General features: G+C 63.0%; 10 protein-coding genes and 2 pseudogenes. All 12 read left to right on the top strand.

From position 1 onward, the window contains the following. The first annotated feature begins 56 nt into the window (after positions 1–56). Positions 57–1454: a UbiA family prenyltransferase gene (locus tag ACZ75I_RS02655; protein WP_180866762.1), complete on the top strand. Its 1398-nt coding sequence runs from the start codon at positions 57–59 to the stop codon at positions 1452–1454. Further along, positions 1451–2764 (top strand): FAD-binding oxidoreductase, encoded by a 1314-nt coding sequence (locus tag ACZ75I_RS02650; protein ID WP_180866723.1) that lies wholly within the window; start codon positions 1451–1453, stop codon positions 2762–2764. Before ACZ75I_RS02655 ends, ACZ75I_RS02650 begins: the two co-directional genes overlap by 4 nt. 2 nt (positions 2765–2766) lie before the next feature. Then, positions 2767–3498, top strand: coding sequence for an SDR family oxidoreductase (locus ACZ75I_RS02645; protein WP_180866724.1), 732 nt, complete (start codon positions 2767–2769; stop codon positions 3496–3498). 1 nt (position 3499) lies between these two features. Then, the gene (locus tag ACZ75I_RS02640) at positions 3500–4444 is read left to right on the top strand and encodes an NAD-dependent epimerase/dehydratase family protein (RefSeq protein WP_180866725.1); all 945 of its coding nucleotides are present in this window, start codon (positions 3500–3502) and stop codon (positions 4442–4444) included. A 268-nt stretch (positions 4445–4712) separates the two neighbouring features. Then, positions 4713–6845 carry a hypothetical protein gene (locus ACZ75I_RS02635; RefSeq protein ID WP_180866726.1) on the top strand — a complete coding sequence of 711 codons (2133 nt, stop codon included), beginning with the start codon at positions 4713–4715 and terminating at the stop codon, positions 6843–6845. A 125-nt stretch (positions 6846–6970) separates the two neighbouring features. Then, positions 6971–7099 (top strand): annotated as a pseudogene (locus tag ACZ75I_RS02630) (FAD-dependent oxidoreductase); the annotation flags it as partial. Further along, a pseudogene (locus ACZ75I_RS02625) lies at positions 7096–7338 on the top strand (short-chain dehydrogenase); the annotation flags it as partial. The pseudogenes ACZ75I_RS02630 and ACZ75I_RS02625, both read left to right, overlap by 4 nt. A gap of 1 nt (position 7339) precedes the next feature. Then, the gene (locus ACZ75I_RS02620; protein WP_180866728.1) at positions 7340–8284 is read left to right on the top strand and encodes an NAD-dependent epimerase/dehydratase family protein; all 945 of its coding nucleotides are present in this window, start codon (positions 7340–7342) and stop codon (positions 8282–8284) included. A 93-nt stretch (positions 8285–8377) separates the two neighbouring features. Continuing rightward, positions 8378–10396, top strand: a complete 2019-nt coding sequence (locus ACZ75I_RS02615) for a hypothetical protein (protein WP_472958669.1) — start codon at positions 8378–8380, stop codon at positions 10394–10396. 55 nt (positions 10397–10451) lie between these two features. Continuing rightward, entirely contained in the window at positions 10452–11744 is a 1293-nt protein-coding gene (locus ACZ75I_RS02610) for an NAD(P)/FAD-dependent oxidoreductase (RefSeq protein ID WP_180866731.1), read from the top strand. Then, positions 11744–13630: a hypothetical protein gene (locus ACZ75I_RS02605; protein WP_180866733.1), complete on the top strand. Its 1887-nt coding sequence runs from the start codon at positions 11744–11746 to the stop codon at positions 13628–13630. Before ACZ75I_RS02610 ends, ACZ75I_RS02605 begins: the two co-directional genes overlap by 1 nt. Next, complete coding sequence (locus ACZ75I_RS02600) at positions 13627–14028, top strand: GtrA family protein (protein ID WP_180866736.1); 402 nt, start codon at positions 13627–13629, stop codon at positions 14026–14028. Before ACZ75I_RS02605 ends, ACZ75I_RS02600 begins: the two co-directional genes overlap by 4 nt. The last annotated feature ends 43 nt before the right edge of the window (positions 14029–14071 follow it).

Raw genomic sequence — 14071 nt, 5'->3', positions numbered from 1 at the left:
CAGCATCACGCCATTTTCTGCGAAGAGGCACGTCCGCTGTGACCTCATCACGTGCCCTGTGCGTCGATCTGGATGGCACCCTGCTCCGTTCGGACATCCTCTACGAATCGCTGCTGGCCCTGCTGGCCCACAACCCGCTATACCTGTTCCTGGTGCCGTTCTGGCTGCTGCGGGGCAAGGCCTACGTAAAGCGCCAGCTGGCCTCGCGCGTGCAGTTGCCCGCCGAGACCCTTCCGTATGACGAGCGGGTCCTGGAAATCCTGCGCACGACCTCCCAACGCCCCCGCGTGCTATGCACCGCCTCCGACCGCCTGCTGGTCCAGCCCATCGCCGACCATCTGGGGCTGTTCGAGGAAGTGATGGCCAGCGACGGCCAGACCAACCTGTCCGGCAGCAACAAGGGGCAGGCACTGGCAGCGCGCTTTGGCGAACGAGGCTTCGATTACATGGGCAACGGCAAGGTCGACCTGAAGGTCTGGGCCCATGCCGGCGGTGCGATCGTGGTCAACAACGGGGCCGGGCTGGCCAAGGCCGCGGCCAAGCAGACCGAAGTGCTCGCCCACCTGCCCTCGCAGAACGGCGGTCTGATCACGTGGATCAAGGCGCTGCGCGTCTACCAGTGGCTGAAGAACCTGCTGGTGCTGGTACCGCTGCTGACTGCCCACCGCTTCTTCGATCTCACCTCGATCATTGATGCGGGGGTGGCCTTCCTGGCCTTCGGCCTGTGCGCATCCGGCGTGTACCTGCTCAACGATCTGCTGGACCTGACCCCGGATCGCATGCACCCGCGCAAGCGCAAGCGCCCATTTGCCGCGGGCACACTGCCGCTGCTGCATGGCCTGCTGGTGGCGCCGTTGATCACGCTGGCCGGCTTCGCCCTGGCGCTGGCCTGCAGCCCCGCCTTCGCCGGCGTGCTGCTGTGCTACTACGTGATGACCCTGAGCTACTCACTCAAGCTCAAGCGCATTGTAATGATCGACGTGGTGATGCTGGCGGCGCTGTACACGGTGCGCATCATCGGCGGCGCGGTGGCGATCAACTCAGAGTTGTCGTTCTGGCTGCTGGCGTTCTCGATGTTCGTATTCCTCAGCCTGGCCATGCTCAAGCGCTACACCGAACTGGCCTCGGCACTGGCCAGCGGCAAGGAAATGGCAATCGGCCGAGGCTATTCGGTGGCCGACCTGCCGCTGGTGCAGTCGCTGGGCGCGGCCGCCGGCTACATCGGCGTCGCGGTGTTCGCGCTGTACATCAACAGTCCCGAAAGCCTGGAGCTGTACACCAATCCCAAGCTGCTGTGGCTGTTGTGCCCGATCCTGCTGTACTGGATCAGCCGGATGTGGATCGTCTCGCACCGGGGCGACATGCATGACGACCCGATCGTGTTCGCGGCGATGGACCGCGGCAGCCAGATCGTCATCGCCCTATGCGTGCTGATCGTCCTGATTGCCATATGAGTGCAGCGGTTGGCCAGTCCTGGGGGCGCTACCCGCGGGTAGAGCAGCGGATCCTTCCGGTGCTCGACCGCGCTGCTGCCCTGCCGCTGCCCGCAGAGGGCGGCACTGTGCTGCCCCACGGCAACGGGCGCAGTTACGGCGACAGCTGCCTGAACCCAGGCGCGACCCTGCTGACCAGCCGCGCCCTTGACCGTTTCATCGATTTCGATCCGGCCACGGGCATCGTGCGCTGCGAGGCAGGGGTGACCCTGGCCGACATCCTGGACATCGCGCTGCCGCGCGGCTGGTTCCTGCCGGTCACCCCGGGCACCCGTTACGCCACCGTGGGCGGCGCAATCGGCAACGACGTGCACGGCAAGAACCACCATCGCGCCGGTACGTTCTGCCACCACGTGCGTTGCCTGGAACTGCTGCGCAGCGATGGTTCGCGCCAGCAACTCACGCCGGACGACAGCAGCGGCCTGTTCGCCGCCACCGCAGGTGGGCTGGGCCTGACCGGCTTCATCACCTGGGTCGAGCTGCAGCTTCGTCGGGTACCAGGCCCCTGGATCGAAACCGAGTCGATCCGTTTCGGCAATCTCACTGAGTTCTTCGAGCTTTCACGTGACTCGGCCGAAGGGTTTGAATATACGGTGGCCTGGATCGACTGCCTGGCCAAGGGTGCAAACCTCGGTCGCGGCCATTTCCTGCGTGGTGACCATGCCCCTGGCGATGCGCAGGCGGCCACGCGCAGTTCGGCCCCTCGCCGCAGCATGCCCATCGTGCCTCCGGTATCGCTGGTCAATCCGCTCACCCTGCGTCCGTTCAACACGCTGTACTACTGGCGCCAGCCGGCGCGCCGGGCCCGCCACGTATCGCACTACCAGAGCTATTTCTATCCGCTGGACGGCATCAACCACTGGAACCGCATGTACGGCCCGCGCGGCTTCCTGCAGCACCAGTGCGTGCTGCCGCCGGCCACCGCGCGCGACGCCACCGCTGCGCTGCTGGGCGAAATTGCCCGCAGCGGGCGCGGTTCGTTCCTGGCGGTGCTGAAGGAGTTCGGCGACCGGCCCTCGCCAGGGCTGCTGTCGTTCCCGCGACCAGGTACCACCCTGGCGCTGGATTTCCCCAATGACGGTCCCGAGCTGTTGAAGATGCTCGACCGCCTGGACCGCATCGTCAGCGAAGCGGGTGGCGCCGTGTATCCGGCCAAGGACGCCCGCATGTCCGGCGCCTTGTTCCGCCAGGCCTATCCGGCCTGGGAAGCCTTCTCCCGCTTCATCGACCCTCGATTCTCATCCGGCTTCTGGCGCCGGGTGATGGAGTAACCATGCAGAAGATCCTGATCATCGGCGCGACCTCGGCCATCGCCGAATCGGTTGCGCGCCTGTACGCCGCTCGTGCCGCCGCGCTCTACCTGGTGGGCCGCAGTGCAGGCAAGCTGGACGCCATTGCCGCCGACCTGCGTGTGCGTGGCGCCCAGCACGTGCATACCGGCGTACTGGACGTGAACGATGTGGCCGCCCATGGCGCCCTCCTGGACAACGCATGGGCCGCGCTGGGCGGCATCGATACCGTCCTGATCGCGCACGGCACCCTGCCCGACCAGGCTGCCTGCGATGCCTCGGTGGACCTGTCGCTGCGCGAGTTCGCCACCAACGGTACGTCCACCATCGCCCTTGCAGCAGCCCTGGCACAGCGCCTGCAGTCCGGTGCGAGCCTGGCCGTCATTTCTTCGGTGGCCGGTGATCGTGGCCGCGCCAGCAATTATCTGTACGGCAGCGCCAAGGCAGCAGTCACCGGCTACCTGAGCGGGCTGGGCCAGCGCCTGCGTCCGGCTGGCATCAACGTGCTGGTCATCAAGCCCGGCTTCGTCGATACGCCGATGACCGCCGCGTTCAAGAAGGGCGCCCTGTGGGCGACACCGGACAAGGTCGCCGCCGGCATCCTCAAGGCGATCGGCAAGCGCAAGGCCGTTGCCTACCTGCCCGGTTTCTGGTGGGCCATCATGATGATCATCAAGAACATCCCCGAATTCGTTTTCCGCAGGATCAAGCTCTGACATGACCGACAAGAACGCCAAGATCGTCATCACCGGTGCCGCCGGCCTGGTCGGTCAGAACCTGATCGTCGAGCTCAAGCAGCAGGGTTACACCCAGCTGGTGGCCATCGACAAGCACGCGCACAACCTGGACATCCTGCAGAAACTGCACCCGGATGTCCGCGTGGTGCTGGCCGACCTGGCCGAGCCGGGTGCCTGGGCCGGTGAATTCAACGGGGCTGCCTGCGTGGTGCAGCTGCATGCACAGATCACCGGCAAGACCACCGACCTGTTCGTGCGCAACAACATCACCGCCACCGGCCATGTGCTGAAGGCTACCCAGGACGCGGCTGTGCCGTACATGGTGCACATCAGCTCGTCGGTGGTGAATTCGGTCGCCAAGGACGATTACACCAATACCAAGCGCGAACAGGAAGAAATGGTGGTGGCTAGCGGCCAGCGCCACTGCGTGCTGCGCCCGACGCTGATGTTCGGCTGGTTCGACCCCAAGCACCTGGGCTGGTTGTCGCGTTTCATGGCGCGCACCCCGGTGTTCCCGATCCCGGGCGATGGCAGGTTCATGCGCCAGCCCCTGTATGAACGCGACTTCTGCCGCTGCATCGCCAAGTGCATCGAAACCGAACCGGACGGCGAGGTCTTCGACATCGTCGGCGACACCCGTGTGGATTACGTGGACATCATCCGCACCATCAAGCGGGTGAAGAAGCTGCACACCGTGATCGTGCACATCCCGATCGGCTTCTTCGGCTTCCTGCTGAAGCTCTACAGCCTGTTCAGCAGCAAGCCGCCCTTCACCGCCGACCAGCTGAAAGCACTCAGTGCCGGCGATGACTTCAAGGGCATCGACACCGAGGCCGTTTTCGGGGTGAAGCAGACGCCGTTTGAAGAAGCGATTCGCGAGAGCTATACCGATCCCAGGTACTCGCGCATCGTGCTGCAGCGCTGAGCCACGTCCCTCACTCTGCCCAGAGATGATCAATTCTGCTGAATGCCTATCCGCAGCCTCAATTCCAATCGAGTGAGGCAAGCGCGTCGTTGCCGGTTAGGCGTCCACCGTCTCCCACGGGGAGATACGGCACTACCTGCTTCAGAGGAAGACGGTAAAGGCCAGCACAGCCATTCAACGAGGAAGTCGACTCTCCATGCCTGGTTCAATGCGACTGCCAAGGGTCGTGCGTCATAAGTCTCACGGCGCTTCAGCCTTGCTCGCTCGCGTGCTGGTCGCGCTGCTTTTCGCTTGCTTCCTGATCCTGGGCGGCTGTAGCTCATACGTCGATCCCGCGCTGCAAACAGAAGGTGGCTGTCCTCCCTCAAGCTCCAGCTTCCTGCCGGCAACCCCGTCGCTTGAGGGCCGGATTTCATATTGTGAAGGAGGCGATGGGTGGATCGGCTCGATCACTTCAGGCTTCTATCCGGCAGGTACCCAGCGCGTAGAGCTCATGCTCACCGGCTATCCCGCCAATCCGGGCATGTCGCTCAGTGCGGTCTCCCCGGAGGGACGTGAAGTTCCATTGACCACGTTCTCCAATCCGGCTGAACACTGGGAGCGCAAAGCGTTTGACATTCCTCCTGCAGTTTCGCTCACGGGATTCCGGATCCGCCTGCAGGACCAGACCTCATCAACCTTCGGCTGGGCCGGGATGGGCGCCTCCACGTCCAACCCAGCAATCGCCTCAATTGCTGGTGCATGGCCCATGCTGGTCGGCGTGATCGTCGGCAATGTGTGGCTGGTTGCACTGTCACTGGCCATGCCCGTTCGCGGCACACCAAGCGAACGGGTCATGTTGGGGTTGCTGGTCGCAGGCTGTGTTTGGTTCATGGTTTTCTGTGCGTACGTGGTATCGGTGCAAGCTGGAGCGATAGTTTCACTGGCCGCCCTTCTGCTGCCGTTGCCCTTTGCGCTGATGTCGAGGGTCGGCCACAGACTGTCCGCGGCAGACGTGACGGGCGTCCAACGCATTCTTCTCCCGGGGGTGCTGCTGGCATGCTTTGTACTTTGGATCGGCCTGTTCCCGTTCCATTGGCAAGGTCATGAATGGGATGAGCCTGCCAAGCGCTGGTTCCCACTGGCGATGGATGGATGGTTGCCTCTGATGTTTGGCGACATGCTTGCAGATGGCCACCTGGTCAGCCCAATGGCTGGCGATTGGCTCAGCAGCGATAGGCCTCCCCTGCAAGCCGGGCTCTACCTGATGATTCGCGGACTCCTTCCAGAAAGCCGTGGACTGCTCTATCAGGGCATAGCCACATGGGCACAGACGCTCGTGCTGGTGCCGCTGGGCTGCCTGCTGACGCTGATCAGTGATCGTCGCAGCCGCGCAATTGCGCTCTTCACTCTTTGCCTGTCCGCGCTGGTTCTACTCAATACGCTGATGGTCTGGCCCAAACTGCTGTCGGCAGCGTTCTGCCTCATTTATTACATGGCTTTGTTCCCCGGAAGAGCCACGCCCACCCGCTGGGGCCAGGCAGGTGTCGCAGCCGCGCTCGCGCTGCTGTCCCATGGCGGCGCGCTGTTCTTTCTTGCAGGTACCTCACTCCTCCATCTGGCGTGGTATCGACGCCGGAGTGTGTCCATGCTGCTCCGCGCCGGTGCCCTTTCGGCTCTCATTTACCTGCCTTGGATCGCCTACCAGAGACTGATCGACCCACCTGGCAACCGGCTGATCAAGTGGCACTTTGCCGGAAAGATTCCAGTTAGCGACGAGGGCACGATGCAGGCTCTGACCAGTGCATATGGCCAGCTCACGCCTTCAACGTGGCTTCTGGCCCGCCTGGAAAACGTCAAGGAAATCACCGCAGGTGCGTTTACCGCACCTTACGAATCTCTGCAGGTCATATTCGGCGGGTCCCCTTCAGCAAGGTCCCATTTCGTGGAGGAAAGCTTCTTCCACACGTTCCACGCGATGTGGTTCACCTCCCCATTGCTGCTGCTTCCATGCATTGCGTTGATGATGTGGCGCAAAAGGCGGCAACAGCAACCGGAGTCGATTCACAAGCCGCTTTTCCAGGCACTGGCCACGGCTACGATCACGTTTCTCATCTGCGCGATCCTGTTGTTCCAGGGCGGATCGGCAAACATCCATCAAGGGTCATACGCCGCAGTAGTCCTATTGCAATTGTCGATACTCCTGGCGACCTGGAAGACGATGCGTCCACTCTTCCATGCGGCCTGTGCGGCCAATGTCATTGCTGCACTGTCGATCTACGCACTCGACCGTACATTCCTGCCAGGTCTTCAAATGGCCTACGTCGGCGGAACCCTGCTGCTGGCTGGCGCCCTGCTGGCAGCCTCGTTTGTTTCAACCAGAAGCGTGGACAGCACCAGCTGCCTTGACCGGCAGACGTGATTCCCTCGCAGACTTGCGGCATAGTGCCTGCCGACAGCGCGTCCCCATGCGGGCAAGCCGTCATGCCCCTACCCTGCCAGCCGCCCACACCACCTGCTGATAGTGAAGTAAATTCAAGGAGTTACATGAACAATCATGCCGTCATCGGCTCAGGCCCCATGGGCCTGATGGCCGCCGTGAAACTCCTCGACCAGGGCCACTCGGTCACGATCTACGAGCGTAACGATCACATTGGCGGCATGTCGGCCAGTTTTGGTATGGCAGCGCCAAGGCGGCCATCGTCTACCTGAGCGGCCGCGGCCTGGGCCAGCGCCCGACCGGCATCTACCTTCAACAAGGGCGTGCTGAGGGCGACACCGGACAAAGTGGCCACCGGCATCCTCAAGGCAATCGGCAAGCGCAAAGCCGTGGCCTACCTCCCCGTTTCGGGTGGGCCATCATGATGTTCATCAAGAACATTCCCGAATTCGTTTTCCGCAGGATCAAGCTCTGACATGACCGACAAGCACGCCAAGATCGTCATCACCGGTGCCGCCGGCCTGGTCGGTCAGAACCTGATCGTCGAGCTCAAGCAGCAGGGCTACACCCAGCTGGTGGCCATCGACAAGCACGCGCACAACCTGGACATCCTGCAGAAACTGCACCCGGATGTCCGCGTGGTGCTGGCCGACCTGGCCGAGCCGGGTGCCTGGGCCGGTGAGTTCAACGGGGCTGCCTGCGTAGTGCAACTGCATGCACAGATCACCGGCAAGACCACCGACCTGTTCGTGCGCAACAACATCACCGCCACAGGCCATGTGTTGAAGGCTACCCAGGACGCGGCTGTGCCGTACATGGTGCACATCAGCTCGTCGGTGGTGAATTCGGTCGCCAAGGACGATTACACCAATACCAAGCGCGAACAGGAAGAAATGGTGGTGGCCAGCGGCCAGCGCCACTGCGTGCTGCGCCCGACGCTGATGTTCGGCTGGTTCGACCCCAAGCACCTGGGCTGGTTGTCGCGTTTCATGGCGCGCACCCCGGTGTTCCCGATCCCGGGCGATGGCAGGTTCATGCGCCAGCCCCTGTATGAACGCGATTTCTGCCGCTGCATCGCCAAGTGCATCGAAACCGAACCGGACGGCGAGGTCTTCGACATCGTCGGCGACACCCGTGTGGATTACGTGGACATCATCCGCACCATCAAGCGGGTGAAGAAGCTGCACACCGTGATCGTGCACATTCCGATCGGCTTCTTCGGCTTCCTGCTGAAGGTCTACAGCCTGTTCAGCAGCAAGCCACCCTTCACCGCCGACCAGCTGAAAGCACTCAGTGCCGGCGATGACTTCAAGGGCATCGACACCGAGGCCGTTTTCGGGGTGAAGCAGACGCCGTTTGAAGAAGCGATTCGCGAGAGCTATATCGATCCCAAGTATTCCCGCATCGTACTGCAGCGCTGAGCCGACATTCTCCAACTTGCCAACGCCCCGTCAATCATGCTGAGAACTTCTTCTATGCCTCCCAACCAGGATTCCGCCTGGAAGAATCTTCCCTTGGCCGTCCTGCTGCTCATGGTGGCTGCCGTCGTCATCCGTCTGGCGTTCTGGACCTACACCGATCGTGTGTGGGAAGACGCGCTCATTACGGTGCTGCATGCGGAGAACCTATTCCAGGTGGGCAAGCTTTCCCACTTCCGGGTGGATGACAAGGTTGTGCATGGCTTCACCAGCCCGATCAGCGTGCTGGTGCCGATCATCGGCGGCGCATTGGACTGGAAGGGAACTTACGCCCTGCCGTTCATCCAGCTCATCTCCGCGCTGACCGGCGCGCTGACCGTGCTGCTCGGCTACCGCGTGATCGTCCGCGCCAAGGAGCCGAACCAGACCGCGTGGATGGTGTTCACGCTGGTCTACCTGGCCTTCGAGCACCACCAGATCCTCTGGGGCATGGCTGGCATGGAAACGCAGATGGTAGTGGCGACCATCCTGTTCGCGTTCTATGCCGCGACCACCGGCAATCCGAAGCTGATCGGCCTGGCCTTGGCGCTAGCGCTGTACGCCCGCCCGGACTTCGCCTTCCTCAACATCATCATCGTTGTCTTTACCTACTTCGTCGTTGGCAAGGGCCAAGCGGTGAAGTCCGTGCTAATCGGTGCCGCGCTCTACGCGCCCTGGCTCATCTTCACGACCCTCTACTACGGCTCGCCGCTGCCCAACACCATCCTGGCCAAGGCTTACGGCTACGCGCCGCAGAAGGTCTCGCTGGTACAGAAGCTGCTGGACTTCTGGGTCCCGATGGGCCCATCGTTCGCCGGTAACGGCACCGGCTACTGGCGCCTGTGGGACCACGGCGCCATTTCGATCGCCGTCATCCTGCTGTTCGCGTTCAGTGCGTACAGCGTCGTCCACCACCGCACCAAGGCCCTGTATGTTCCGGTCGCCTTCGTGCTGGTTTACTGGGCGTACTACGTGTTTGCGGTGAACGGCGTGTTCGGCTGGTACGTGGTGCCCGTCTCGGCCGCAACCAGCCTGGTCGCCGGCTATGGCCTCGCCCGCCTGATCCGCAATCGCAAGGCAGCCATCACGGTGGCGGTGGCGTACATCGCGGCCATGGTCACAGTGCTACCCACCACCTTCAAGGCCGAGCACGATATCCAGGCGAACATTGAAGCACCGGTCCGAGAGGCCATGGGCCGCTATCTGGGCGCCGTGATGCGCCCGACCGACAAGGTCGGCATGGAGCCGCTAGGCTACAGTTCCTATTACTCGCGTCACGTGATCCTAGACTACCCTGGGCTGATCAATCCCGATGTGGTTGCGTACACCAAGGAGCACCGCGCAGCCGGCCTGTGCACCCTGGTGAGCGATTTCCTGCCTGAGTATGTCGCCCTGCGCGAATACGAGTGCAAGGGTTCGCCCTGGATCGCACAGCACTACATCGAGATCAGGAACTTCCGCAGCAACACGGCCGCCGTGAACAACTTCATGATCGAACACAACATCGACAGGCACTTCCTGCTGTACCGTCGCTCGGACGTGCCTGCCGTGGCAGTGCCGGCCCAGGACGCGCAGGAACAGCCACAGATGCGCGGCCTGGCCGATCCGATACTGAACCAGACGTCATCGATCAATACCGGTGCCCCGCTGCAAGTCACCGCTGTCGACCTGCACGGCGATTTCGCCCATGATGGCTACAATGCCGAAGTGGGCCAGCCGTCGCTGAAGACTGACATCTACGGTTCGTGGACCGCCAAGGGCGATGCTGGTATCGGCCACGCTTCGCTGTCCTTCCTGGTGCCGGCCGGTGTCGATGCGATTGCAGTGCCTGTACTGACCGGCCCATCCGCGACCCATGCCCGCTTTGAAGTGAGCGACAACGAGCAGACAATCGACCAGCTGTCCGACTCCCCGGGCCTGGGACACTGGCGCCTATGGGCTGTCCCCGTGTCTGCCCAGTCCGAGCCGCGCACGATCACCATCAACGTGACCGATTCCGGGAACGGCTGGGGTGAATGGACGGCCATCGGCGCTCCGTACGTAATGCAGAAGCATCAGTACCCGACCAGGCACTGATCGCATCAATGACGCCAACCTCTTTTTTCCTTTTCAACCTTACGTGTTCATCCATATGAAGAAATTCGCCATCATCGGCGCAGGCCCCATGGGCCTGATGGCCGCCGTGAAACTCCTCGACCAGGGCCACTCGGTCACGATCTACGAGCGTGACGATCGCATTGGCGGCATGTCGGCCAATTTCGATTTCGATGGGCTGTCGATCGAACGCTACTACCACTTCATCTGCAAGACCGATTACCCCCTCTTCGCGCTGCTCGAACGCTATGGCCTGTCCAAGGCGCTGCGCTGGACCGACACCAAGATGGGATATTTCTACAAGGGAAAGCTCTACAAGTGGGGGAACCCGTTCGCACTGCTGGCCTTCCCCCACCTTGGACCGATCAGCAAGTTCCGCTATGCACTGCACGTGATGTACACCAAGGGCATCAAGGACTGGACGGCGCTGGACAAGGAAGAGGCTGGCGCATGGATCCGGCGCTGGGTCGGCCAGAAGGCCTATGACGTGATGTGGAAGGATGCCTTCCGCCTGAAGTTCTTCGAGTTCAAGGACAACCTGTCGGCCAGTTGGATCGGCACGCGCATCAAGCGCGTGGCGCTGTCCCGCCGCAACCTGATGAACGAGAGCATGGGCTACCTGGAAGGGGGCTCGATGACGCTGCTGGAACGCATGGTGCAGGACATCCAGACCCGTGGTGGCCGCATCGAACTGTCCCGTGGCATCGATGAAGTGGTCTCCGAGAACGGCAAGGTCACCGGCGTCTCGATCGGCGGCGAGTTCACTGCATATGATGCCGTGATCTCCACCGCGCCGATCCAGTACGTGCCAGCCCTGGTGCCGGGCCTGCCGGCCGATTTCCGCGACAAGGTTGCGGCGGTGCAGAACATTCCAGTGGCCTGCGTCATCCTCAAGCTCAAGCATGCGGTGAGCGAGAACTTCTGGATGAATATCAGCGATCCGGGCATCGAGATCCCAGGCGTGATCGAGTACAGCAACCTCAACCCGGGCCACGATCCGGGCCAGAAGATCCTGTACGCACCGTACTACATGCCCAAGACCCACCCGAAGTGGCAGCGATCCAACGCCGAGCTGATCGAGGAAGTGCTGGGCTACCTGGCCCGGATCAACCCGGCCTTCAAGCGGGACTGGGTCCTGGCTTCGCACTGCCATCGCTATGAGTTCGCGCAGACGATCTGCCCGCCGGGCTTCCAGGACATGCTGCCGTCAATGCGCACGCCGGTGCAGGGCTTCTTCATGGCCGACACCGCCTACTACTACCCGGAAGACCGCTCGATCAACGAGAGCATCAACACCGCCCAGGCACTGGTGGACGAGGCACTGCGCTGATGAAGGGCTGGGTAGGCGCCGCCCGTGCGCGGCTGACCGGATGGATGCAGCCGCTGGATCCGGTGTTCCTGTTGACGGCCCTGCTGGTCCCGATGATCGCGGTGCGCGCTTACCTGGTCCTGACCCATGGCAGCAGCAGCCCGTTCTGGGACCAATGGGACGCGGAATTCGACAACCTTCTGCTGCCGTACCTGCGCGGCGAACTGGACATCGGCCACTTCTTCGCTGCGCACAATGAGCATCGCATCCTGTTCACCCGGTTGATCTCGTTGGGTTTGTTCGCCCTCAACGGCAACCAGTTCGACGCCAAGGTGGAGATGCTGTTCAACGTACTCCCCCATGCAGCCGCCATCGGTGCGATGGCCTGGGCCGGCATGCGCACCCTGCCAGCCGCGGCGCGTCCGCTGCTGGCGCTTGGAACCTTCGCGCTGGCCGCTTCGCCCTTGGGCTGGGAGAACCTGATCGCCGGGTTCCAGAACCAGTTCTTCATCCTGGCGCTACTGTCAGTGGTAACGGCCTGGCTGGCGTCGGCCGACGTCCTCGGCCGCACTCGCATCATCGTCATGGTGGCCTGCGCCGGGCTGGCACTGTTCACGATGGCCTCTGGCGTGTTCGCCGCCGCCGCCGCTGCGGGCCTGCTGATTTACCGCCTGCTGTCCGGCGACGTGGACCGCCGCCAGGGGGGACTTGCCCTTGGACTGCTGATGGTAGTGGCGATGGCAGGCCTGCTGATGATGCCGCAGGCACCACATGGCGACACGTTCCATGCGCACTCCGCTGCGCAGTTCATGCAGGCGCTGAAGAACACCCTGGCCTGGCCATTGCGCCCCCTCTGGATCAGCGTGGTAGTGCTGTGGTTGCCGACGGCCGCGCTTTCGGTCCTGATGCTGCGACGGATCTTCAACCGCTCCAGCGTGCTGCGCGGGGAGCGCTTCGCCTTCGCCATTGCCGGCTGGGTACTGGTGCAGGCCGTGGCCATGGCCTACTCCCGCGGAATCGAAGTGGAACACGCCGTGTCGTCGCGCTACACCGACCTGCTGACGATCGGCGTGATCAACAACCTGTGGCTGGTCCTTTACGCCAGCTTCCGCGGCGCCAGCCGCTGGCCTGCCTGGGTGCGCGGCACCGGGCCGGCAGTCTTCATCGGCTGGACTGCGCTGTCCATGCAATCGAGCCTAGTCATGGCACAGGCCAGCATGGAAGAGCGCTCGGCGGCGGGTGCGCGGCAGGAACGCCTGCTGTCCGACTACCTGCGCGATGGTGACCTGGAGGCCCTGCGCGCGGCACCGGGACGGTTCCCCTATCCAGATTCCGAACGCATCGCCAAGGTCCTGGCGGCCGATGACGCGGCGGACATGATGCCGCTGGAGATTCGCCGGCCGCTGCCGTTCTCGGTGGAGGCCTGCAGCGGAATCAGCTCCTTCGGTGCCTATACCACGCTTCCGGTACTGCCCTATGCGGTCGGCACCTACGCACCGGGCACCGGCGACGCCAACCAGGCCGACTGCCGCAGTGCGGCGGTCAGCACCGACGGCGGCTGGATCGCCTATCGACATGCGGGCGCAGGCATGCCTGCGGTGGCGGCACGCCTGGAAGGCAGCCACCATAGCGTCGACCTGGTGCGCGAAGGCGTCCAGGGCGAACGCTGGCGCACGCGCGTCGCGCAGCTCCCGGCCGACGACTATCGGTTGCACCTCGTCGACAACGATACACATACCTGGATCGCCGTAACGCCACCTTCGAGGATCGGGGGGCTCAGCGCACTGCGGCTCTGGGCCGAAGAACGTGCTGGCCGACTGCTGTACGCGGCACTGGTGCTGGTGTTGATGCTGTTGACCTATGCCGCGGCACAACCGCGGATCTCCCCCCCAAGGACCCCTGCATGAGCCGCCAGTTCCTCCTGTTCATCATCTGTGGCGGCACAGCGGCTGCGGTCAACGTGGGTAGCCGTATCCTGTTCAGCCTTGCTGTGCCCTTCGAGGTTGCCGTCTGTCTGGCCTACGGGCTGGGCATGCTGACGGCATTCATTCTGAACCGGGTTCTGGTTTTCAAGGGTTCGGACCGTCCCATCGGACAGCAGGCAGCGTGGTTCATCGCCATCAATGCCATCAGCCTGCTGCAGACCTTGGCCATCAGCGTCCTGCTCAAGCGCTGGTTGCTGCCACTGCTCAACTGGCCATTGGATATTCCACTCAGCGCCCACTTGGTCGGTGTGGCCGTGCCGATCTTCACTGCCTATCTTGGGCATAAGCACTTCACCTTTGCTCGCAGCAAGGCGGGGTGAAGCCTGAACGACCTCCATGCGGGCCTCACCCGCCCGCAGTAGA

The organism is Stenotrophomonas sp. X, assembly GCF_055721025.1.
The sequence above is the reverse complement of the archived record's forward strand: the minus strand, read 5'-3'. Positions and strand labels throughout refer to the sequence as shown.

Bases quoted from the DNA above. Each gene is read 5' to 3' on its own strand.
- ACZ75I_RS02650 (WP_180866723.1), top strand. From the start codon at position 1,451: ATGAGTGCAGCGGTTGGCCAGTCCTGGGGGCGCTACCCGCGGGTAGAG.
- ACZ75I_RS02645 (WP_180866724.1), top strand. From the start codon at position 2,767: ATGCAGAAGATCCTGATCATCGGCGCGACCTCGGCCATCGCCGAATCG.
- ACZ75I_RS02640 (WP_180866725.1), top strand. From the start codon at position 3,500: ATGACCGACAAGAACGCCAAGATCGTCATCACCGGTGCCGCCGGCCTG.
- ACZ75I_RS02620 (WP_180866728.1), top strand. From the start codon at position 7,340: ATGACCGACAAGCACGCCAAGATCGTCATCACCGGTGCCGCCGGCCTG.
- ACZ75I_RS02610 (WP_180866731.1), top strand. From the start codon at position 10,452: ATGAAGAAATTCGCCATCATCGGCGCAGGCCCCATGGGCCTGATGGCC.
- ACZ75I_RS02605 (WP_180866733.1), top strand. From the start codon at position 11,744: ATGAAGGGCTGGGTAGGCGCCGCCCGTGCGCGGCTGACCGGATGGATG.
- ACZ75I_RS02600 (WP_180866736.1), top strand. From the start codon at position 13,627: ATGAGCCGCCAGTTCCTCCTGTTCATCATCTGTGGCGGCACAGCGGCT.